The sequence below is a fragment of the Cellvibrio sp. QJXJ genome (assembly GCF_024452345.1).
Classification (GTDB): Bacteria; Pseudomonadota; Gammaproteobacteria; order Pseudomonadales; family Cellvibrionaceae; genus Cellvibrio.
Map to the genome: position 1 here is coordinate 2,355,258 of NZ_CP101662.1, position 21,423 is coordinate 2,376,680.

The 21,423-nt window shown below is 50.9% G+C and carries 23 protein-coding genes; 10 read left to right on the forward strand and 13 right to left on the reverse strand.

Going from position 1 to position 21,423, the window contains the following annotated elements; all coding sequences use genetic code 11:
• Positions 1 to 33: 33 nt before the first annotated feature.
• The 6 genes from rodA to NNX04_RS10195 form a co-directional block, all read right to left on the reverse strand.
• Positions 34 to 1,188 carry a rod shape-determining protein RodA gene (gene rodA, locus NNX04_RS10170; RefSeq protein WP_007644799.1) on the reverse strand — a complete coding sequence of 385 codons (1,155 nt, stop codon included), beginning with the start codon at positions 1,186 to 1,188 and terminating at the stop codon, positions 34 to 36.
• 3 nt (positions 1,189 to 1,191) lie between these two features.
• The gene (gene mrdA, locus NNX04_RS10175) at positions 1,192 to 3,198 is read right to left on the reverse strand and encodes a penicillin-binding protein 2 (RefSeq protein ID WP_261948356.1); all 2,007 of its coding nucleotides are present in this window, start codon (positions 3,196 to 3,198) and stop codon (positions 1,192 to 1,194) included.
• Between the two features lie 77 nt (positions 3,199 to 3,275).
• Positions 3,276 to 3,752 carry a 23S rRNA (pseudouridine(1915)-N(3))-methyltransferase RlmH gene (gene rlmH / locus NNX04_RS10180; protein WP_261948357.1) on the reverse strand — a complete coding sequence of 159 codons (477 nt, stop codon included), beginning with the start codon at positions 3,750 to 3,752 and terminating at the stop codon, positions 3,276 to 3,278.
• A 27-nt stretch (positions 3,753 to 3,779) separates the two neighbouring features.
• Positions 3,780 to 4,112 carry a ribosome silencing factor gene (rsfS, locus tag NNX04_RS10185; RefSeq protein ID WP_007644796.1) on the reverse strand — a complete coding sequence of 111 codons (333 nt, stop codon included), beginning with the start codon at positions 4,110 to 4,112 and terminating at the stop codon, positions 3,780 to 3,782.
• Between the two features lie 58 nt (positions 4,113 to 4,170).
• Positions 4,171 to 4,809, reverse strand: coding sequence for a nicotinate-nucleotide adenylyltransferase (nadD, locus tag NNX04_RS10190; protein ID WP_261948358.1), 639 nt, complete (start codon positions 4,807 to 4,809; stop codon positions 4,171 to 4,173).
• Positions 4,810 to 4,813: 4 nt separating this feature from the next.
• The gene (locus NNX04_RS10195; protein ID WP_261948406.1) at positions 4,814 to 6,067 is read right to left on the reverse strand and encodes a glutamate-5-semialdehyde dehydrogenase; all 1,254 of its coding nucleotides are present in this window, start codon (positions 6,065 to 6,067) and stop codon (positions 4,814 to 4,816) included.
• A gap of 297 nt (positions 6,068 to 6,364) precedes the next feature.
• Between NNX04_RS10195 and NNX04_RS10200 the strand changes: the two genes are divergently transcribed.
• The 5 genes from NNX04_RS10200 to NNX04_RS10220 all read left to right on the forward strand — a co-directional run bounded on the left by NNX04_RS10200 (position 6,365) and on the right by NNX04_RS10220 (position 10,677).
• Positions 6,365 to 6,919, forward strand: a complete 555-nt coding sequence (locus tag NNX04_RS10200) for a glycine zipper 2TM domain-containing protein (protein ID WP_007644792.1) — start codon at positions 6,365 to 6,367, stop codon at positions 6,917 to 6,919.
• 93 nt (positions 6,920 to 7,012) lie between these two features.
• Positions 7,013 to 7,408, forward strand: a complete 396-nt coding sequence (locus tag NNX04_RS10205) for a PepSY domain-containing protein (protein WP_261948359.1) — start codon at positions 7,013 to 7,015, stop codon at positions 7,406 to 7,408.
• Positions 7,409 to 7,442: 34 nt separating this feature from the next.
• Complete coding sequence (locus NNX04_RS10210; protein WP_007644790.1) at positions 7,443 to 8,120, forward strand: response regulator transcription factor; 678 nt, start codon at positions 7,443 to 7,445, stop codon at positions 8,118 to 8,120.
• A gap of 3 nt (positions 8,121 to 8,123) precedes the next feature.
• A complete protein-coding gene (locus NNX04_RS10215) occupies positions 8,124 to 9,524 on the forward strand; it encodes an ATP-binding protein (protein ID WP_007644789.1) in 1,401 nt (466 codons plus the stop codon).
• A gap of 205 nt (positions 9,525 to 9,729) precedes the next feature.
• The gene (locus NNX04_RS10220) at positions 9,730 to 10,677 is read left to right on the forward strand and encodes a DegV family protein (protein ID WP_007644786.1); all 948 of its coding nucleotides are present in this window, start codon (positions 9,730 to 9,732) and stop codon (positions 10,675 to 10,677) included.
• A 63-nt stretch (positions 10,678 to 10,740) separates the two neighbouring features.
• On the opposite strand, the gene NNX04_RS10225 is transcribed toward NNX04_RS10220, so the two are convergent.
• The 4 genes from NNX04_RS10225 to NNX04_RS10240 form a co-directional block, all read right to left on the reverse strand.
• On the reverse strand, positions 10,741 to 11,703 hold the full coding sequence (locus NNX04_RS10225) for a calcium/sodium antiporter (RefSeq protein WP_007644784.1): 963 nt from the start codon (positions 11,701 to 11,703) through the stop codon (positions 10,741 to 10,743).
• Between the two features lie 143 nt (positions 11,704 to 11,846).
• The gene (gene galE / locus NNX04_RS10230) at positions 11,847 to 12,875 is read right to left on the reverse strand and encodes a UDP-glucose 4-epimerase GalE (protein ID WP_007644780.1); all 1,029 of its coding nucleotides are present in this window, start codon (positions 12,873 to 12,875) and stop codon (positions 11,847 to 11,849) included.
• A 201-nt stretch (positions 12,876 to 13,076) separates the two neighbouring features.
• On the reverse strand, positions 13,077 to 13,781 hold the full coding sequence (locus NNX04_RS10235; RefSeq protein ID WP_151059097.1) for a hypothetical protein: 705 nt from the start codon (positions 13,779 to 13,781) through the stop codon (positions 13,077 to 13,079).
• A gap of 229 nt (positions 13,782 to 14,010) precedes the next feature.
• On the reverse strand, positions 14,011 to 15,006 hold the full coding sequence (locus NNX04_RS10240) for a DMT family transporter (protein WP_261948360.1): 996 nt from the start codon (positions 15,004 to 15,006) through the stop codon (positions 14,011 to 14,013).
• Between the two features lie 401 nt (positions 15,007 to 15,407).
• Between NNX04_RS10240 and NNX04_RS10245 the strand changes: the two genes are divergently transcribed.
• Genes NNX04_RS10245 through NNX04_RS10255 form a run of 3 tightly spaced genes read left to right on the forward strand, consistent with a single transcriptional unit; the run spans position 15,408 to position 18,412 of the window.
• Positions 15,408 to 16,628: a multifunctional CCA addition/repair protein gene (locus tag NNX04_RS10245; protein WP_261948361.1), complete on the forward strand. Its 1,221-nt coding sequence runs from the start codon at positions 15,408 to 15,410 to the stop codon at positions 16,626 to 16,628.
• A 33-nt stretch (positions 16,629 to 16,661) separates the two neighbouring features.
• The gene (locus tag NNX04_RS10250) at positions 16,662 to 17,423 is read left to right on the forward strand and encodes a pteridine reductase (protein ID WP_261948362.1); all 762 of its coding nucleotides are present in this window, start codon (positions 16,662 to 16,664) and stop codon (positions 17,421 to 17,423) included.
• A gap of 23 nt (positions 17,424 to 17,446) precedes the next feature.
• Positions 17,447 to 18,412 carry a magnesium transporter CorA family protein gene (locus NNX04_RS10255; protein WP_261948363.1) on the forward strand — a complete coding sequence of 322 codons (966 nt, stop codon included), beginning with the start codon at positions 17,447 to 17,449 and terminating at the stop codon, positions 18,410 to 18,412.
• Positions 18,413 to 18,422: 10 nt separating this feature from the next.
• Here the strand turns inward: NNX04_RS10255 and folK are convergent, their stop codons facing one another.
• The 3 genes from folK to tsaD are packed head-to-tail and all read right to left on the reverse strand — an operon-like array spanning position 18,423 to position 20,346.
• Positions 18,423 to 18,938, reverse strand: a complete 516-nt coding sequence (folK, locus tag NNX04_RS10260) for a 2-amino-4-hydroxy-6-hydroxymethyldihydropteridine diphosphokinase (protein ID WP_261948364.1) — start codon at positions 18,936 to 18,938, stop codon at positions 18,423 to 18,425.
• The gene (gene folB, locus NNX04_RS10265; protein ID WP_261948365.1) at positions 18,935 to 19,306 is read right to left on the reverse strand and encodes a dihydroneopterin aldolase; all 372 of its coding nucleotides are present in this window, start codon (positions 19,304 to 19,306) and stop codon (positions 18,935 to 18,937) included. The genes folK and folB overlap by 4 nt, the downstream gene beginning before the upstream one ends.
• 11 nt (positions 19,307 to 19,317) lie before the next feature.
• A complete protein-coding gene (tsaD, locus tag NNX04_RS10270; RefSeq protein ID WP_261948366.1) occupies positions 19,318 to 20,346 on the reverse strand; it encodes a tRNA (adenosine(37)-N6)-threonylcarbamoyltransferase complex transferase subunit TsaD in 1,029 nt (342 codons plus the stop codon).
• Positions 20,347 to 20,585: 239 nt separating this feature from the next.
• On the opposite strand from tsaD, the gene rpsU reads away from it, so the two are divergent.
• The gene (gene rpsU, locus NNX04_RS10275; RefSeq protein WP_007644759.1) at positions 20,586 to 20,801 is read left to right on the forward strand and encodes a 30S ribosomal protein S21; all 216 of its coding nucleotides are present in this window, start codon (positions 20,586 to 20,588) and stop codon (positions 20,799 to 20,801) included.
• A 132-nt stretch (positions 20,802 to 20,933) separates the two neighbouring features.
• Positions 20,934 to 21,389 (forward strand): GatB/YqeY domain-containing protein, encoded by a 456-nt coding sequence (locus NNX04_RS10280; protein WP_261948367.1) that lies wholly within the window; start codon positions 20,934 to 20,936, stop codon positions 21,387 to 21,389.
• Positions 21,390 to 21,423 lie beyond the last annotated feature (34 nt).

A 21,423-nucleotide genomic window follows, 5' to 3' on the forward strand; every position in this document is an offset into this window, starting at 1 on the left:
ACCTCGATTCCTGTTGTGCCCCGCCCCCGGTCGTTAACCTTGCGGAGTCATTACCCGTTTTTTCTCTGTTGATATGGCCATCAAAATGCCGAAGCCGGCAAAGAGCGCAACAATCGCGGTTCCACCCTGGCTAATCAGGGGCAAGGGCACCCCCACCACCGGCAGCATGCCCGATACCATACCCATATTGACGAACACATAGACAAAAAACGTGGAGCTAATACTCGCCGCCAAGAGGCGACCAAAGGTGTTTTGCGAATTGAGTGCGATCATCAAGCCGCGAATAATGAGCATGGCGTAGATGGTTAACAGCAGCAGCACACCAAGCAGACCAAACTCTTCTGACATCACCGCGATAATAAAATCTGTATGCCCCTCCGGCAGAAAATCCAGCCGCGATTGGGTGCCTTCCATCCAACCTTTGCCCGAGAGGCCGCCAGAGCCAATCGCTGTTTTGGACTGGATAATATTCCACCCCGTCCCCAGCGGGTCTTGCGTGGGGTCAAGCATGGTTAACACCCGCTGGCGCTGATAGTCATGCATCATAAAATGCCAAATAGGCCAAAGGCTGGCGAGAAAGACCACGACCGCCGCCGCGATGTAACGCCACAATAATCCACTAAAGAACAGCACCATAATGCCCGAAGTCGCGACCAGGATTGAGGTGCCCAAGTCAGGCTGTTCAATGATCAAGGCCGTAGGCACACCAATAAGCCCCAGCACCGCCAACACATGTTTGAAACGCGGCGGCAAAAAACGCCCACTCAAATAAGCAGCAATCGCAATCGGCAGTGCAAGCTTCATAATTTCAGAAGGCTGAAAGCGAAAGCCGCCAATTTGCAACCAGCGTTGCGCGCCCATAGCAACATTGCCAAAGATGGTGACTGCAACCAGCAGAATAACGCCGCCCACATAGGCAAAGGGGGCCATGCGCCGCATGAAATCCACCGGTATTTGCGCCACCACAAACATAGTGATGTAAGCAATCACAAAAAAAGTGGCCTGCTTTTCCACGCTCGGCAAGTTGTGACCGCTGGCGCTGTAGAGCACGGTCAAACCTATCACCGTCAATATCAGCAACAGTCCCAGTAAAAAGAAGTCGATATGCAAGCGTTCCGCCAGCCGCGCCCGGCGACTGAATGCACTGGCAGCCTCGGGCATACGCCGTAAAAAATCCTGTCTACTCATCAATCAGTTTCCTGCAGCACTGGGGGCTGATGATGCTGCAGCGGCACTGCTGCTAGCCGCCGCTTCACGCGCGGCTTTGCGCTCAGCGATATAGTTGTTGGCGCGCTTGACGATGGCAGCATGGTGATAGCCCAGCGGCGGCACAAATTCATCCTGTTTCAGGTAGTAACCCAACAGGTGGGCATCCATCATGGCCCGCGCCACCGGTGCCGCCTGACTGGATCCGCCCTCGGCGTTTTCCAACATCACCGCTACCGCGATTTGCGGGTTTTCCACCGGCGCAAACGCAATAAACAAGGCATGGTCACGATGGCGCTCCTTGAGCAAACCGGAGTTGTACTTGGCATTTTGCGCTATACCTACTGCCTGCGCTGTCCCCGACTTGCCAGCCATTCGGTATTCAGACCGCTCGGCCGCCCTGCGCGCCGTACCACGGGCGCCGTGCATTACCTCGGCCATGCCGTCAAAGATGGCATCCCAGTATTCAGGCTTGGTTTCCAACTGGCTTTCAATGATCGGCGCTTGTGGTTGATCGCCAATCTGCCTCACCAATTGCGGGCGGAAGCGAGTGCCGCGGTTGGCAATGGTGGACGCCATAACCGCTAATTGCATGGGGGTCGTCAACACAAACCCCTGCCCCACGGACATATTCACTGTATCACCCGGATACCAAGCCTGACCTTTGGTGGCACGCTTCCACTCGCGGGATGGCCACACACCTCTGCGCTCGTTGGGAATATCGATCCCAGTCAGCATGCCCAAACCGAAATGGGCGCCAAACTCACTCATATGATCAATACCCATACGCACCCCCAAATCCCAAAAATAGGTGTTACAGGATTCAGCAAGCCCGGTTTTCAGGTTGACCATACCGTGACCGCCGCCAGTTTTAGCCAGAATCCAGTCGCGATAAATACGCGAGCTGCCTGGCAGGGTATAAAAACCCCGATCGGCGATGGTGCGGTTAACATCGGTAAAACCATGATACAACCCCGCCATGCCCACCACCGGTTTGACCGTTGAACCGGGCGGATACTGGGCCTGAAGGAAGCGATTAAACAAAGGGGTATCTATGTCATTGTTGAGCGCGCGATAGTCAGGAACACTGATGCCCGTCACGAATAAATTGGGGTCAAACCCGGGATAACTGACAGCCGCCAAGACCCCTCCGGTTTTTACATCAATCGCGACAACGGCACCGCGCCGACCGCGCATAACTGCCGTCGCGGTTTCCTGCAGACGGGAATCAAGATGCAGGTGCAAATCGCCTCCCTGCTTGGGGTCGATACGATCCAGAACCCGCATTACCCGACCGCGAGCATTAGTTTCTACGTTCTGGCTCCCCACCTGCCCCAACAAGGTATCTTCATAACTGAGTTCTATACCGCTTTTGCCAACCGAGTGAGTGCCTGAATAACGCTGGATTTGCTCGGGTGTAAATGCGGCCACCTCTTTTTCGTTGATGCGCCCGGTGTAACCAATAACATGGGCAAACAGGTCGCGGTATGGGTAGTTACGCACCAGCTCTGCATTCACCTCTACCCCGTCAAGCAGATGCTGATTAACCGCCAAGCGGGCAATTTCTTCTTCGGTGAGGCGATAGCGCAGGGGCACCGGGTCAAGTGAATGGCGCCGCTGTTTTTTGGCCTTGTAAAACTTTTCCAGATCCAGAGGGGTGACCTCGATCAGGCTTTTTAGTAAATCGATGGTCGCATCCAGCTCATCTTGACTGGAGCTGATGACATAGAGAGTAAAGCTGGGCTTGTTGTCGGCGAGCAACTCGCCGTTGCGGTCAAAAATCAACCCGCGGGTAGGCGCAACCGGCTGTACATGCACGCGGTTGCGCTCGGATTGAGTGGCATACTCCTCGTAGTTCACAATTTGCAAATCGTAATAGCGATACACCACGGTAGAGACCAAGGTCAGCATAAAGGCGGCCATCACCAGAATGCGATTGCGGAATAATCGAGCCTCGCGCTGGTGATCTTTAAACTGTTGGTCTTCTTGCATTCTTGGGCCAGAGGTTGATCAAAATCAGTAATTGAAGTTATGGCCATCGCAGCCCTTAGGGGTGCAAACAGCCGATGTTATTTGTGATATGGATGGTTTTGCAAAATACTGCAGGCGCGATACAACTGTTCAATGACCAGAATGCGAACCAAGGGATGGGGTAAGGTCAGCGGTGACAGAGACCATTTAACCGATGCCAAGGCCAAACATTCGGGCGCTAAACCATCGGGGCCACCAATCAATAAGCAATAATTAAAACCGCTCATCTTCCAGCTGGCGAGATTCTCTGCCAATTGTTCAGTGCTCCAGGGTTTGCCCTTTACATCCAACGCAATTACCTGCTCGCCCTTGCCACCTTTTTCAATCGCCGCAAGCATGGCCTCGCCTTCTTTGGCCATGGCAGTGGCGATATCGGTATTTTTGCCGCGCTGGGCGAGCGGCAACTCCAGCATTTCAACCGTGACATCGCGCGGCATACGCTTGGCGTATTCCGCGTAACCCTGCTCGACCCAGTCGGGCATTTTGGTGCCCACGGCTATAATACGAATACGCATTCGCTGTTAACCCGTCACTCATTAACGTTAAAGGCGATTAGCGGGTTTCATTGACCAGAGTTTTTCCAGCTCGTAATAGTCGCGCGCTTCCTGCTGCATCACGTGCACAATGGTATCGCCGTAATCGACCAGCACCCAATCACCGGCGTCCAGCCCCTCAACACCCAGAGCGCGAAAACCGGCCTTTTTAGTCTCTTCCACCAAGTTTTCCGCCAGCGAGCGGGTGTGACGGCTGGAGGTACCGCTGGCAATAATCAGGGTATCGGTCACATCGGTGAGTTCATGCACATCGAGCGTCACTATCTCTTTGCCTTTGAGGTTCTCAAGGGCGTTAATGATCGCTTGGTTTAAATCAGACATTCAATTACCTATAAGTTTTAAAAAAATCAGACTGTGTTAGAAAATAAAAAATAACAATTTAACGGTACAACTGCTGTGCATGGATGTATTCAAGGACAGCATCCGGCAGTAAAAATTGCGGTGACTGCCCGGTCTTTAGCTGTGCGCGAATATCCGTGGCCGATACCGGTAACAGGCGCGGCGCAACAATGACGACTGCCCCCATCGCAGCCGTTTTAATCGCGGCGACATCGGCACTATGACGACGCACAAGCTCCGCCACTGGCCCTACCGCTGGCAATTCATAGCCGGGGCGCTCTACCACCACAATATGCGCAAGGCGAATTAACTGCTGCCACTCGTACCAGGTATCCAGGGTGCAAAAGCTATCCATACCCATGCACAAGCTGAGACTTGTTTGCCCCCCCTGCTCCGCACGTATTTCCCTGAGCGTATCCAGGGTATAAGAAGGTTTATCGCGCTGTAGTTCGCGCTTATCTATCTGCAACTCGGGGCAGTTATGCAAGGCCAGCTGCAGCATGTCCACACGCTGCGGGGCACTGGCGCCCGGCGCAGCGCGATGGGGCGGCAAATAACAGGGCAGCAAATGCATTTCATCCAGTGCCAGCTGTTGTTTTAACTCCAGCGCCAGCCGCAAATGGCCGAGATGAATCGGATCAAAGGTACCACCAAAAATACCGATACATTTGCGCATCATCTAATTACTGACGAATATGCCCATCACCAAACACCACCCATTTTTGCGAGGTCAGTCCCTCCAGACCAACGGGGCCGCGCGCATGGATTTTGTCAGTGGAGATCCCAATCTCCGCCCCCAAACCGTATTCAAAACCATCCGCAAAACGGGTTGATGCATTGACCATCACCGACGCTGAATCCACTTCGGTGATAAAACGGCGCGCGCGGGTATAGTCTTCAGTCACTATGGCATCGGTATGCTGCGAGCTGTATTGGTTGATATGTGCAATGGCTTCATCCAAACCGACCACTAGCTTAATCGACAAGATCGGCGCGAGATATTCTGTCGCCCAATCCTCTTCAGTGGCGACATTGGCCTGAATAATCGCGCGGGTTTTTTCATCGCCGCGCAGCTCAACACCTTTTTCGCCAAAGGCGGCAGCAAGGCGCGGGAGAATATCGGCGGCAACTGTCTCATGAACCAATAAGGTTTCCATCGCATTACACACGCCATAACGATGGGTTTTAGCATTCATGGCAATGGTAAAGGCTTTATCAAGGTCCGCCTTATCGTCGATATACACATGGCAAATACCGTCGAGATGTTTAATCACGGGTACCTTGGCGTCATTGCTAATGCGCTCGATCAGGCTTTTGCCGCCGCGCGGCACAATCACGTCCACAAACTGCGGCATGGTGATCAACTCACCCACAGCAGCGCGGTCCGTTGTTTCAATTACCTGCACCACATCGGTAGGCAAGCCAGCGGCTTTTAAACCAGCCTGCAAACAATTGGCGATGGCGCGATTGGAGTGAATGGCTTCACTGCCGCCGCGCAAAATTGCAGCATTGCCGGATTTCAAACACAGGCTCGCTGCATCGATAGTCACATTCGGGCGGGACTCATAAATAATACCTACCACGCCCAGTGGTACCCGCATTTTCCCCACTTGAATACCACTCGGGCGATAGCTCATCCCAGTGATTTCACCGCAGGGATCAGGCAGCGCGGCAACCTGACGCAATCCTTCGATCATGCTATCAATCGCCGCAGGTTTAACGGCGAGGCGATCCAGCATGGCGGCATCCAAACCATTGGCCTTACCGGCGGCCAAGTCTTTTTGGTTCTCTGCAACCAGAGTGATACGGGATTTATCCAATTCAGTGGCAATCGCCAAGAGCGCTGCATTTTTCACTGCAGAGGGTGCGGCGGCAATCACACGGGAGGCAGCACGCGCTTTGCGGCCAACTTCGGCCATATATTCTTTGACGTTCAATTCAGACATGAAACAACCTGTTGCGGGTAATCCGGAAAAAATGGCCGCGATTATAACCTGAGTGCCGCCCAAAGTTGGCGCTGCTTGCGCCTTTATTTCAGTCTTTTGGCCGATTCACACAATTGCGATGGGGCGCACAAGAAAATGATTTGCGCCATAAATAGGCCGATAAGCTTCAGTTTTGATTCAGTTTATGAGGACTAGTCTGATCCTGTGCAATCACTGCACAAGACGTAACCGCGGCGTCAGCCATCCACCGTTAATGACTGGCGCAAGATCATTCTCAGGAGTCACATCATGAAAAAGTTGTTAGCAATCAGCGCGCTGGCCGGCATCAGTTTGTTGCTGGCTAACAATGTCCTCGCCGATGGCAAGCACAAACACAAACATCACCACAAACACGGGCACAGCCACTATGTGGAATATCGCGATGACTATGCCCGGGTAGTGCGCAGCACACCCGTTTATCGCGAGGTTGCCGTAAGAGTGCCGGTGGATTCCTGCCATGTGGAAACAGTTGCCTATACCGAACGTCGCGGCGGCGACTCTTTCCAAGGCACCGTGGTAGGCGGCTTGATTGGTGCGGCTATCGGCCATGAAGTAGGCCGTAACGGTCACGCCACAGCAGCGGGCGGATTGATTGGTGCAGCAGTTGGTAACAATGTCGCTGGCGGCAGTCGTCGGGTAACCAGCTATGAAGATCGCGAGGTGTGCACTACCCGTTACCGCACCGAATATCAGCGCGAACTGGTGGGCTATGATGTCACCTACCGCTATGATGGTCGCGTCTATACTACCAATACCCGCCACCACCCCGGCGACCGTATTGTGCATGTCAGAGATCGCTACTAGTCACTGTTAGTACCCTCCGGGCGGAGGTCGAATTGACCTTTGCCCCCTCAGCGGCGATAGTGAAGCAGTGCTATTACCCAGTTGGAATTTGTTATGTTGCAGTCAAATACCTTCCGCGCCGTGTTATCCATCGCTATGCGCCAAGCGCGGGTCAGCCTGACCCAGTGTATTCTGGCAGCGAGCCTTGCGCTGGCCAGCAACCAAGCCCTTGCCGACCCCTCGCTGCTGGAAGGTGATATGGGCCTGACCTCCAGCGCGCCCAGCAATTCATTAATCGACAACCAAAGCTTACCCGACGAACCCGTACCACCGAAATTCTCCCCGGCACAAGCGGCGGCACTGGTACGCACCAAAGTGGGCGGCCAAGTGATGAGCGTAAATAGCCAGCGCAGTGAATCCGGGGTTATTTACGGTGTTAAAGTGCTCAATGGCGGCCGCATGCGCGTCATCAATGTGGACGGTCAAACCGGTCAGTTACTCAATCAATAACCCAGCCTCTGAATAATAAGGTCAGGATTCACCTATGCGCATATTGATAGTCGAAGACGAAAAACCCCTGCGCGAGCAAATTCTCGCCCTGATGGCAGACGAAAAGTACGCCTGCGACAGCGCTGCCGATGGCCGTGAAGGTTTATTTTTAGGCAGTGAATACGACTATGATTTGGCGATTATCGATTTGGGCCTGCCGCTGCTGGACGGCACTCAGCTGATCCGCGAGCTGCGCAGCAAATCGCGCAATTTCCCTATTTTAATTTTGACCGCGCGCGGCAATTGGCAAGACAAGGTGCAAGGGCTCGAAGCCGGTGCCGACGACTATCTCACCAAACCCTTCCATCCGGAAGAGTTGCGCGCGCGCATTCACGCCCTGCTACGCCGCGCCAGCGGCCATGCCTCCTCAGTGCTGCGTTACGGCCCCATCACCATCGACACCAGCGCCAAGCGCGTACACCGCGATGACACCGAAGTTGAATTGACCAGCTTTGAATACAACACCCTCACCTATCTCGCCTTACATGCAGGCAAAAACATCTCCAAAAGCGAGCTTACCGAACACCTGTATGCGCAGGATTACGACCGCGACAGCAATGTGATTGAGGTTTTTGTCGGACGCCTGCGCAAAAAGCTCGACCCGGACGGCAGCCTCAACTTAATTAGCACCCAACGGGGCTTGGGTTACCGCTTCAATCTGGATGTTCAATAAGCCTTGTCCAGACTGAAGGCGCGCTTTTCCTCTATTGCCGCCCGGCTGCTGCTGGCATCGGCCGTATTGCTACCATTATTTTTGGGGTTGACCGGCTTTTTTCTCGACCGCGCCTTTGAAAACAGCCTGAATGTCGCCGAGAGTTCGCGACTACGCGGGCATATCAATTTGCTATTCAGTGTCGCCGAACCGGAAGGACGGAATGGCCGGTTTGATAGTTTAAGAATGCCCGTCACCCTCAGCGAGGCTGATTTTGAACACCCCAACTCCGGGCTCTATGGCTATATTTTCAACGGCAAAGAAAAGTTGGTCTGGCATTCCAACTCTGCCGCCCTACTCGACCCACCCGCCTTCAGCAAAGTGGTTACCAAAGACTCCCCCGGCCAGCTGGTTTTTAGCGAGCAAGTGCTGGATAAAAAGCGGTATTTTGTGGCGAGTTACGCCGTTAATTGGGAGGGTGCCAGCGGCAAACCCACGCCCTTTTATTTTGTGGTTGTTCACGGGGCGACTGAATTCAAAGCCGAACTCAAAGCCTATCGCAATGAACTGTGGCGCTGGCTGGGAGCAGCAGGGATTTTCCTGCTAATCGCCCAAACCATGATCTTACGCTGGGGCTTGCGCCCGCTGGGCAAACTCGCCGTGGCGCTAAAAAAGATGCAAAGCGGAGACACCAGCAATATTGCCGGCGAACACCCCAAAGAGTTACAAAAAATTGTCGACAACCTCAACCAGGTACTTGAGCGCGAGCAAGCGCTGCGCCAGCGCTACCGCAACAGCCTCGCCGACCTTGCGCACAGTTTGAAAACACCGCTCGCCGTGCTGCAAAGTAAACTCGGGCAAGGCACTGAATCTGACAGTGAGTTGCAACAAATTGCCAGCGAACAAGTTGCCCGCATGAGCCAGGTAGTGACCTATCAATTACAGCGCGCCGTTTCCAGCCAGCAACAGGGCAGCTTCCGCCGCACCCGTATTGAACCCATTGCACAGCGCCTGTTTGCCGCACTGCAAAAGGTGTACGCCAACAAACAAATGAAACAGACATTGGACCTTTCGCCTAACGCGGTCGTCGCGGGGGATGAACAGGATGTGATGGAACTGCTCGGCAACCTGCTGGAGAACGCCTTTAAGTATGGCTACAAAGAAGTGCGCATGAGCTCAAGCCTAAGCGCCAATAAACTCTGTATCGATATAGAAGATGACGGTCCCGGCGTCCCCGAAGACCAGACCGAACGGATTCTGGAGCGCGGCCAGCGACTGGACACCAACCAACCAGGCCAAGGGATTGGTTTGGCTGTGGCCGCCGAAATCATTCGCAGCTATGACGGCGACATACACATCAGCCGCTCCGACTTGGGCGGCGCACGCTTTAGCATTCTGCTGCCACTCCCCACCGCTTCCGACTGACAGGCTGTAAGCCAAAGCGCACACAACTCCCCTCCAAACCTCACAACATACGCGGCTTTTCGCGACTGGTACGAAGGTCAACAACCGCCGATACTAGCACCATCACCAACAATTGTGCGCACAGCGACGTGAACACCACAACATCTACCATGGACGGCGCCCCACTCATTCGTCAAAAAAGAAAGACTTCGAGGAGAGAAGAGCCATGACCGCCAGGACTTGCATTGCCGTAGATTCAACCTGCGATTTGCCCGCTAAATTTATTCAACAGCACAACATAGAAGTGCTGCCTATTTATATCAATCACGCCAAAGGTCAGGAGCTGGATTACCGCGACCCACAAACCATGCTCAATTTTTACAAAAACCACAGCCGCGACGTGTATGGTTTGGCGCAATCAGACCCACTCTCGGTTAACGATATGACCGATATTCTCAAACAGCGCCTGCTCCCCAAATACGACCTGGTGCAAGTTGTCACCATAAATAGCAAAAAAAGTGATGTCTTCAAACGCGTGTCAGAAGCGGCATTGGTCAATGAACCCAAATTCCGCGAGCTGGAGCGCAACGAAGGCCGCGCCCCCTTTCGCATCCGCCTCTACGATTCCATGTCCATGTTCACCGGCCATGCACTGCTGGTTTACGAATTGGTAAAACGCATTCAGGTAGATAAGTTGCCGCTCAATAAATCGATCCGTGAAATCGACAATATGCGTGATCAGGTTTACGGCTATTTAATTCCTAACGACCTGTCATACATGCGTGAACGCCGCCATCTGCGCAAAGGTGACAACAATATATCCTGGGTCAACTTCAAGTTAGCGAGCGCGCTGAACCTGCGTCCGATTGTGCAGTTACACCGCGGCAATACCGACAAAATCGATACCGGTAAAGGATTTCTGGGAGCACTGGAAAAGTTGCTGGTACACGTGAAAAAGCAAATCCAGCAGGGCTTGACCAGCGATGTCATCGCCATGAGCTATGGCGGTTTATTGGAGGAGATAAAGGATGAACCGGTACTCGTGGAGTTCCGCGAGTTTTGTAAACAATCCAACATCAAAACCATGCTATCAATGATGAGCATGACCGGCGCTGTCAATGTAGGCCCCAAATCCTTCGCCCTGTCCTTTGCGACCGATAAAGATCTGGTTTAACTATCGCCTTAAACAACAAACCCCGGATTCACCGGGGTTTGTAGCAATACCAAAAAATCACCTTTAGCTTTGTAAGCCAAACATGGCGGCAATATAAGTGACGTAACCAGCGAGCAAAATAGCTCCTTTAAGACGTGACAAGCGCAATCCAAAAAACAGGAACAACAACAGGATCACAGCGGCCGCCAACATAACGAACTGATCGATGTTGAGCAGACGCCCCTCAAGGGGCAAAGGCGAAATAATCGATGACACACCCAAAATACAAAGGATGTTAAAGATATTACTGCCAATAATATTACCCACGGCAACATCTGCATGCTTGCGAATAGCCGCAATAATTGACACAGCTAATTCAGGCAGCGAAGTTCCCACTGCAACCACTGTCAAACCAATAATTGCCTCTGGCACCCCCAACTCCTGCCCCAAACCAACCGCACCAAGCAAGAATCGATTCGCGCCCACAATCAGCATCGCCAGACCACCAATGGTCGCCAGTAGTGTCATGGGTATAGTCATAGGGACAACTTCAATTTCTTCAGACTCAGCTTGATGGAGCTGGGCCTCAGGACTGGAAGTATCCTCACGCTCAGTACGATATGCCCAAACCAGATAGGCCGTAAGGAACCCAAGCATTAAAATCCCCTCCAGACGCCCCAAACCGCCAAAGCTCGCAAGCCCCATGAACAAGAGCGTTGCAAACAGCATGGTGAGGCCATCGCGACGCAAGGACTTGATATGGGTTACCAAGGGCATGATTACCGCACTAATACCCAAGATCAGCAGGATGTTTGCAATATTACTTCCCACCACATTGCCCAATGCAATTGCGGGCGAGCCGCTGATTGCCGCCTGCACCGACACCACCAATTCAGGTGCCGATGTTCCAAAACCGACGATCACCAAACCCGCCAACAGCGGCGACACACCAAGCCGTCGGGCTGCAGCCAAAGCACCGCGCACCAGCGCCTCACCGCCAACCGTTAGCAATACCAAGCCAACAAATAACCAGAACAAATGAATCATGGATAAGCCTCCAGAGTTTAAATTTGGTCGCAACTATAACGGTAAATTTACGCTTTGCCTAAACCCTAATGATTCGTCAGCCACAAAAAAGCCCGCGCGATGCGCAGGCTTTTTGTTCAACGGGCAGCTTGTGGTAGCAGCGATTAACTATCGTACCCATTCGGGTTTTTAGATTGCCAGCGCCAGGCATCCTGCATCATGCGCTCCAGGCCAAACTCAGCCGTCCACCCTAACTCGCTTTTAGCTTTGACTGGATCAGCATAACAACTGGCGATATCACCAGCGCGACGCGGCACAATTTTGTATGGTACAGGGCGGCCACTGGCAACCTCAAACGCCTTCACCATTTCCAGCACAGAATAACCGCGGCCCGTACCCAGATTATAGGCGCGGCAGCCGACGCCAGATTTATCCAAACCCTGCAAGGCAGCGACATGTCCTTTAGCCAAATCCACCACATGGATATAGTCGCGCACACCGGTTCCATCAACCGTGCTGTAGTCATCGCCAAACACACTTAATTCCTTGAGTTTGCCAATTGCTACCTGTGCCACAAAGGGCAGCAAATTATTAGGAATACCGGCTGGATCTTCGCCAATCATGCCGCTTTCATGAGCACCGACCGGATTAAAATAGCGCAGCAGTGAAATGTTCCACTGACTCTTGGGAGCCTTGGCGATGTCTTGCATCATCTCCTCAACCATTAATTTACTGCGGCCATAAGGATTAGTGGCAGAGGTCGCGAAGGATTCATCAATCGGCACTGAAACCGGGTCGCCATACACCGTAGCGGATGAGCTGAAAATCAGTTTCCAGACCTTAAATTCTTCCATTACCTCCGTCAGCGACAGGCTACCCGCCACGTTGTAACGGTAGTATTTCATAGGAATTTGGTTGGATTCACCAACCGCTTTCAAACCGGCAAAGTGCATCACTGCCGCAAAGCTGTGCGCAGCAAACACTTTGCGCATAGCCTCTTTGTCATTGATATCCACTTCATAAAACACCGGCTCAACACCGGCGATAGTTGCCACGCGCTTGAGCGCTTCAAATTTACTGTTGCAGAGGTTATCCACCACCACCGGTAAATAGCCATGATTGATAAGCTCCACGCAGACGTGGCTGCCAATAAACCCGGCACCGCCGGTTACAAGAATAGGTGTGCGAGACATGTAAGATTCCTTATAAATAAAAGCCGCAGGCGTGCATTGAAACAGACTTACCAACACAACATAAGGGCTACGGAAGAATCTTTTATTAAATCATATAATTATTATTTAAATAAGATGAGACATCGATAAATTGCAAAATAACCCCAATAAAAAAGGGCGAGCCGAAGCTCACCCTTTTTGCATAACTGAATAACGCCAGAATTACATGATTGGCAGAGACAGAGTCACCACAACATTCACTTCGTCATCTACAGCGCCATCATTGTCATCAATGATTTTGCCTACAGTGAACGAGAGCTTATCGTTGTACTTGTAGGTTGCATCAATGTGGGAAATACCATCTACAACACCTACATCATCCATATGCTGGCCGTATTTGAAGCCAAATTTTTCAAAGTTCAGTTCAGCAGTTACATAACTGTAATCTTCATCAGCCAAAGGAGCATGATCAGCAACTACCGCATCATAATAAGTAACTTTAAATGGACCGTAACCGATGAACGGGATTACTTCTACATATTCACCAGGCTTAACCGCAGAAGGGGCGCCTTCTTCGGTTTCTTCACCCAGGGTAGGGTAAACGTAAGATACAACGCTCACACCATAAGAAAAGTCACCAGCACTACCTGAATAACCAACATAGATGTCATATTCCGTACCGCCAAGACCATCGACAGAAGCATCGTCACCAGAAGAGGTCCATAATCCGGCAATAAAACCATTGCTGCTGACATTGATGTCACCAATCAACGCAGCACCACCGCCCAAATCAAAACCACGCCAGTAATACATGTTGGAAGCACCAACAGAGGCAGCAACTTCAGCAGCATGAACGGCTGGCACAGAAAAACCTGCCATTGCAGAAAGAGCGATTGCACCAGCAACTAACTTTTGTTTCATTTTCATGAGTTCTTCCTCTAATTAATGGTCTTTTAGATTGTCTTTTAATGCAGCTATTGATAAATCACACTAGCCTGAACTAGACAGAGCAGATACCAAGCCAATTTTATTTTTTTTATAAAAATCAAAAAGTTATCCATTGAATACAAGATTGAATACCAAAAACAAAACAACCGGTCGCACCAATAGAGTGCGCACACTGTGAGCATTTTCGCAGTGCACGCACCAATAACAGTCACTTATAACGAATTACATCCTTCCGCGACTTTTCCAGCAGTATTTGGGCGTCAATTTGCTCGCTATTCGCTGGCGCCCGCAAATAACGCAACAATGCTGCACTCAGTGCAAGCCGCCACTCACGTACCGACCAGGGCGAATACAACAAGAGGGCGATAAGTACTATGCCCACCCCAATTAACGTGGTTAAAGGCAGCGCCTCATCGGCCAGTTGTTTACCTATCACTATGGCCAGCACCGGTGTCATTAAAGTGATGAGCGATACTGCGCTCGCCGATAGCCGCTGCAAAATAAAAAAGAACATCACAGCTCCCAGTAGCGACCCTACAATCGCCAAATAAACAATGGCACCGGCAGATTTCAGTGATACCTGCGTCGGCAAGCTGCCGTCCATCCACCACCAGCTGAGCAATAATCCCGGCAATGCAAACAGCAACGCGCCGGTTGCCTGCTGAAAAGGGGATGCCTGCAGCTGAGTATCACCACTTAATTTTTTGACCCATACACTGCTGAAACTAAACAGCACGCAGGACAACAAAATCCCCACCACACCGTAAATTGAATCGGCATCCAAACGTATTTGCTGATAAAAAATCACCAGCAGACCACTAATCGCCAACAACAGTGCGAGCACACGTTTAATGCCAAACGGATTTTGTTTTAAAAGGATCAGCGTCATCACACCAGTAGCAAACGGTGACAACGCAAAAATAACGGCAACCAAACCAGAAGGGATAAATTGTGCCGCCCAATACACCAACGGCATATTCGGAAAAATCCCCAGCGAAGCGGCAAAATAAATATTGCGCTGCTTCCAGTAAGCTTGAAGCGATTGACGCAAGAGTGCGTGAATAAATAGTGCAAGAGCCAAGGCCAATAACATGCGCGCAGTAGCCGCCGCGACAAAACTCAGGCTATCGTTACTCCATTGGATCGCAAGAGGTGTGGTAGCCCAAATGAGCACCACCGAAAAATAAGCAAAAAATACGGCCACGGCATAACTCCTTATTGCCCTATGAGCAACATATTGGTAATTCGCCGCAGCACAACGTCAGCAATGATTGCTGATTAAAAACTGAAACCCAGAAAACAAAAAGGCCGCAGTTTTTTATGCTGCGGCCTTTGTTTATAACGATTATTCAACTAATCAACAAATTCCGCCAAGCAACGCGCCATGACCACGCACCAAAAAATTGGTCGTAGTGCGGCGACGTGCTTGATGGAATTCATTTGGTACATAATTAATTGATCTAAGGTTATAAGGATTTGAAAAACTGAAGTGAGGTTAATTTAATTTCCGTTAAGCCACAAGTCATTTTTGGATTTTTTTTATCCAACTAATTACCCTATACTCATGCCTTGGTTTTTCATGAAAAGATGCAACGATAAAACGCAATGAAAACATACCTGGTTGGCGGCGCTGTCCGCGATAAATTATTAGGCCGCCGAGTTACCGAAAAAGATTGGGTAGTCGTCGGCAGCAGCCCCGAGCAAATGATCGCCAGTGGTTTCACACCTGTGGGGCAAGACTTTCCAGTATTCCTGCACCCACACACCAAAGAGGAATATGCCCTCGCCCGCACCGAGCGAAAAACGGGCAAGGGCTATGGCGGTTTTAGTTTTTATTGCGGTGATGAAGTGACGCTGGAGGAGGACCTTATCCGCCGCGATCTCACCATTAACGCAATGGCCGAAGATGATGATGGCAGGATTATCGACCCCTACAACGGCCAGCAGGATCTCGCCGATAAATTATTGCGCCATGTATCGCCCTCGTTTGCCGAAGACCCGGTGCGCATTTTGCGCATCGCGCGATTTGCCGCGCGCTACTATCACTTAGGGTTTCGTGTTGCTGCTGAAACAATTGCACTTATGCAAACCATGGTCGCCAATGGCGAGGTAGATCATCTGGTTGCCGAGCGAGTATGGAAAGAAACCGAGCGCGCCCTGGGCGAAAACAACCCGGAAATTTTTATTGAAGTGTTGCGCGACTGTAATGCGCTAGCGCGTCTATTTCCTGAAATTGATGCGCTGTTTGGTGTGCCGCAAACCGCCACACATCACCCTGAAATAGATACCGGCATTCACACCCTGATGAGCCTGCAACAAGCGGTAAAATTAGGCGGCAATAGCTGCGTTCGTTTTGCAACACTGCTGCACGACTTGGGCAAAGCTAAAACCCCGCCGGAAGAATGGCCGCGCCATATTGCGCATGAAGAGCGCAGCCTGCCACTGGTAAAAAATTTGTGTGCACGCCTCGCAACACCTAAAGAATTTAAAGACTTGGCGTTACTAACAGCGCAATGGCATACCCACTGCCATCGTGCGCTGGAGCTAAAACCAACAACACTGCTAAAAGTATTGCATGCAACCGATGCCCTGCGCAGACCAGAACGTTTTGAACAATTTTTATTGTGCTGCGAAGCCGATGCTCGCGGGCGCACCGGTTTCGAATTACGCGATTATCCGCAGGCCAATTATTTCCGTCAGTGTTTGCAAGCCGCAAAAAATATCGACATCGCAGCAGTTAAAAACATGGGGCTAACAGGCCCTGCTTTTGGTGAAGCGCTCGATAAACAGCGGCTGGAACGCCTCACGGAATTAAAAAAATCATAACAACAACTGATACAGTCCAGCGGGAAGAACCTTATGCCTGACACCCCCAAAATCGCACTGGTAACCGGCGCTGCAAAACGCATCGGTGCCGAAATTGCACGCCATTTACATGCGGCTCACTTTAATTTGGTAATTCACTACCATCACTCAGCAACAGAAGCGCTAGCACTCGCGGATGAGCTGAATAACCTCCGCGAAAATTCAGCTATCGCGCTCAAAGCTGACTTAAATAATCAGGATCAACTCACTGCTCTCGCACAGCAAGCCAGTAGCAAATGGCAAGGCATTCACCTGCTAGTCAACAATGCTTCCAGTTTTTATCCAACCCCTTTTGACAAAGCGAATGGCGATGACTGGGACGATTTAATTGGCTCCAACCTGAAAGCCCCCTACTTTCTTGCGCAAGCATTAGCGGCGCAATTAACTACAGCAGCGGGCAGCATTATTAACATTGCCGATATCTATGCTGATAAACCGCTGCGCAACCACAGCATTTACTCCATCGCCAAAGCAGGTAATCTGATGCTAACCAAAAGCCTTGCGCAGGAACTGGCACCACGTGTGCGCGTGAATGGCATTGCACCGGGCGCGATTCTCTGGCCGGACGGCAACCATAAAAAAAAGGAAGATACATTATCCGATGAAGATAAAGAAAAGGTGCTGTGCAAAATTCCGCTGCAGCAACGCGGGCAAGCACAAGACATTGCCAAAGCAATTTTGTTTTTAGTAAATGACGCGCCCTATGTTACCGGCCAAATCCTGACAGTCGATGGCGGCCGCTCACTGACGATTTAATTCAAAAAACGCAGGAATCCAGCATGATCAGAGTGCAATTATTAACAGAGACTGGCGAATGGCTGACAGGCGGTGATGAGCTGATACACCGCTGGCGCGTTGACAATAGTGGATTCATCTGGATAGATTTGCTCGGCGAAGATGCTACACACGAAAATAATTTTTTGCTCTCCATGGGCTGCCACCCCCTTGCTGTCGAAGATGTACAGCGCTTTCGCCACCCGCCAAAAACCGAAACGTTCGATAATTACACGCTGATTTTATACCGTGGCATCACCGAATTTAATAAAGACCTGACCATTCAACAAATGACCATTGCACTATTTGCGGGTGAGCGCTGCCTGATCAGTTGTCATCCGCGCCACTCCATGGGTATCAATCATTATTGGGAAAACGCACACACTGAAAACTTATTAATCAGCCCAGGCATATTGGCCTCCAGTATTATGCGTTTCTCTGTCGGGCGATATCTGGAGGCCATCCTCGCCTTTGAACCCTCACTCACCGAACTCGAAGACTCGATGCAGGAAAAACCCAATGATGAAATAATGCGTGAGCTAATTGCCTATCAAGCGCGACTGCGCAAGCTGAAACGCATTTTCAGCTATCACGAAAAATTAGTCGTTAACTTATTGCAAGATATTCCCCAGCAGCTCATCGAAGAAGATGGCGACATAGAACACGCCCTGCAGGATTTATTTGAGCGCTGCGAACGACTCCACGGCTTATGCACCATGTACTACGAAATTTGTGGCGATTTAATTAACGGTTACTTATCAATCAGCTCTCATCAATTAAACAACACCATGCGTGTGCTAACCGTGATAACCGCGATTTTTGTACCGCTGACATTTATTGCCGGCATTTACGGTATGAATTTCGACAACATGCCCGAATTGCACGAACCCAACGGCTATTTTTACGCTCTTGGCGCGATGCTCATTATTGCTGTAGGGTTCGGTGGTATTGCCTATAAAAAATGGCTGTAGCCAGGCAAAGCTAACGGCGGGTAGATATTTTTCTGCCTTGCCATTCAAAATCAATTGCCCATAAAGATTGAGACGCCTGATCGTAGGTTTGCCACAAATCGCCATAGGTTTTCTGTAATTGTGGATGCAATACCTGTGTGGCAATTTCGGCCAAGGGCAACAACACAAACGCATTTTTGGTAATTTCAGCGCGCGGTAATTCAATACCACCCTCCACGCCCACAAAATCGCCGTAAGTCAAGATATCAATGTCCAGCGTACGCGGGCTGAATTTAGGCCCGCTGCGCATACGGCCATTATCATTTTCAATCCGTTTTAATATTTCGGACAATTCCGGAATCGTCAGCAGTGTTTGCGCACCAACCACGAGATTAAAAAAATTACTGCCATCAAAACCAATCGATTTACTTTCATATACCGATGAAATCGTTAAGTCACCAAACAGCATAATTAACGCATCTAGCGCCGCACTTATGTGTTTGTGACGGTCAACATTACTCCCCAGGCCTAAATAAATTGCCGTCATTCGGGTAGTTCTCCGGGTTTTTCGCCGCGTTCAATAATCAGCCCCACATCACGTGCACCGCGCACCGCGCCGGGTTTACTCAAGCGCAAACGCAGCCAAGGCACATCAAACTCTGTGCGAATCATTTGTGCTATTTCCTCTGCAAGTGTTTCTACCAGCAGTGCATTGCGATTTTCCACATAGGTAATCAAGCGCTTGGAGACCGCCTTATAGTTAAGTGCGAACTGAATATCATCGGTTGCGGCGGCTTTGCGAATATCACTCGCCATTTCCAAATCGATGCTAACGGTTTGACGCACCTCGCGCTCCCAATCATAAATACCGATGATGGTGTCGATGCGTAAATCGCGGATGTAGACAATATCCATAAATAATTCTTTTAAAGTGAAGTGAGAGTATTGAGTGGCCAGCGCGCCTTTACATTAACCGCCAAACCTTCATGCTGACCAGCGAGCAAGCGCTGGCAGCCAGCGTAGGCGATCATGGCGCCGTTATCGGTACAAAACTCATGGCGGGCATAAAATACGCTTGCCCCGATTTTTGCGAGCTGGATTTCCAGGTCAGCGCGCAGTTTTTTATTGGCCGAAACCCCACCGGCAATCACCAGGGTTTTCATTCCCGTCTGCTCCAATGCGCGCTTGCATTTAATCACCAAGGTATCCACCACCGCCGCTTGAAATGCATTGGCTATATCAGCGCAGGTTTGATCATCAGGCAAACCATTGGCTTGAGCATGGGCATTTACCGTGGTCAGGGTTGCGGTTTTTAATCCACTAAAACTGAAATCAAGGCCGGGGCGATCCACCATCGGGCGTGGAAATTTAAATCGTCCCTCAACACCCCGCTCCGCCAAGGCAGCTACTTGCGGGCCACCAGGGTAATCCAGATCGAGCATTTTGGCGGCCTTATCAAACGCTTCACCAGCAGCATCGTCAATTGACTCTCCCAGTAATTCATATACCCCCAGAGCATCCACTTTAACTAATTGGGTATGCCCGCCCGAGACCAGCAGTGCCACAAAGGGGTAAGCCGGCGGATTAGCTTCCAGCATTGGCGCCAGTAAATGCCCCTCCATGTGGTGCACACCAATTGCCGGTACCTGCCATGCATAAGCCAGCGCACGCCCCATAGATGCCCCTACCATCAACGCACCAATAAGGCCCGGACCGGAGGTGTAAGCAATTCCATCAATGTCAGCAGCCACTGAGCCACTGGCCTCCAAAACTTCATTGATTAAAGGCAGCAGTTTGCGTACATGGTCACGCGAGGCAAGTTCGGGCACCACACCACCATATTCGGCATGGAGCGCAATTTGACTGTAAAGCGTGTGCGCCAACAGACCTCGCTCGCTGTCATAAACAGCAACGCCAGTCTCGTCACAAGACGTCTCCAACCCCAGTACACGCATAAAAACCTCAACCCAGCTCAGACGCCAGCAATACGAACAACCGCTCAGACAACCACAGAAAAAACAGGGCGCCATAATAAAGGCTGGACTCGCGAAAACCCAGCACCGCTAAACGGTGCAAGGTTGCGACAGCCATAATAAGTGTATAGAATCCGCACCCCTCGGATGCTTCGCGGTGTTTATACGCCTGTAGCTATCCTCAAGACATCATTTTTAAGCACTCTTTTAAAGGTAACAGCATGCCTTCAGTAAAAATTAAAGAAAACGAACCCTTTGATGTAGCCCTGCGTCGCTTCAAGCGCGCGTGTGAAAAAGCAGGTATTTTGGCTGATGTTCGCGCTCGCGAATGCTATGAGAAGCCGACCACTATCCGTAAACGTGATGCTGCTGCCGCTGTTAAGCGTCACGCTAAAAAGGTTCAACGCGAATCCAAAAAGTTTACCCGTCTGTACTAAGTTATTAACTGCCAACCTGATTCGGCAGCTATATCCCTTGGTTTGACCGGTTGCGCTCGTTAGCCTTGTTTTGCATCTGTCATCTAACGAGTTGTGCGTTCCACTCCTGTATTACTGACCAAACGGTGAGTCATGAGTCAACAAACGCTAAAAGACCGCATAAATGATGCCTTGAAAACCGCGATGCGCGCTAAAGAAAAAGAGCGCGTCGCGGTTTTGCGTCTTGTGATGTCTGAATTCAAACGCATTGAAGTCGATGAACGTATCGACGTTGATGACGCTCGCGCCCTCGCCCTGCTCGATAAAATGGTTAAGCAGCGCCGCGATTCCGAACAGCAATACATCGCCGCTGGCCGCAGCGAACTGGCCGCGCAAGAAGCCTACGAAATCAGTGAAATCCAGGTCTACCTACCTGCCGCATTAAGCGCAGCCGAGCTGGACGCGATTGTGACTCAGGCGATTGCCGATGCAGGTGTTACCGAAATGCGCGACATGGGCAAAGCCATGGCACTCATTAAACCCCAAGCACAAGGCCGCGCCGACATGGGCGAGGTGAGCAAACTGCTCAAAGCCAAACTGGGCAATTAATCGCCAACAGTCATTTTTCCAAGCTCACAAGCGA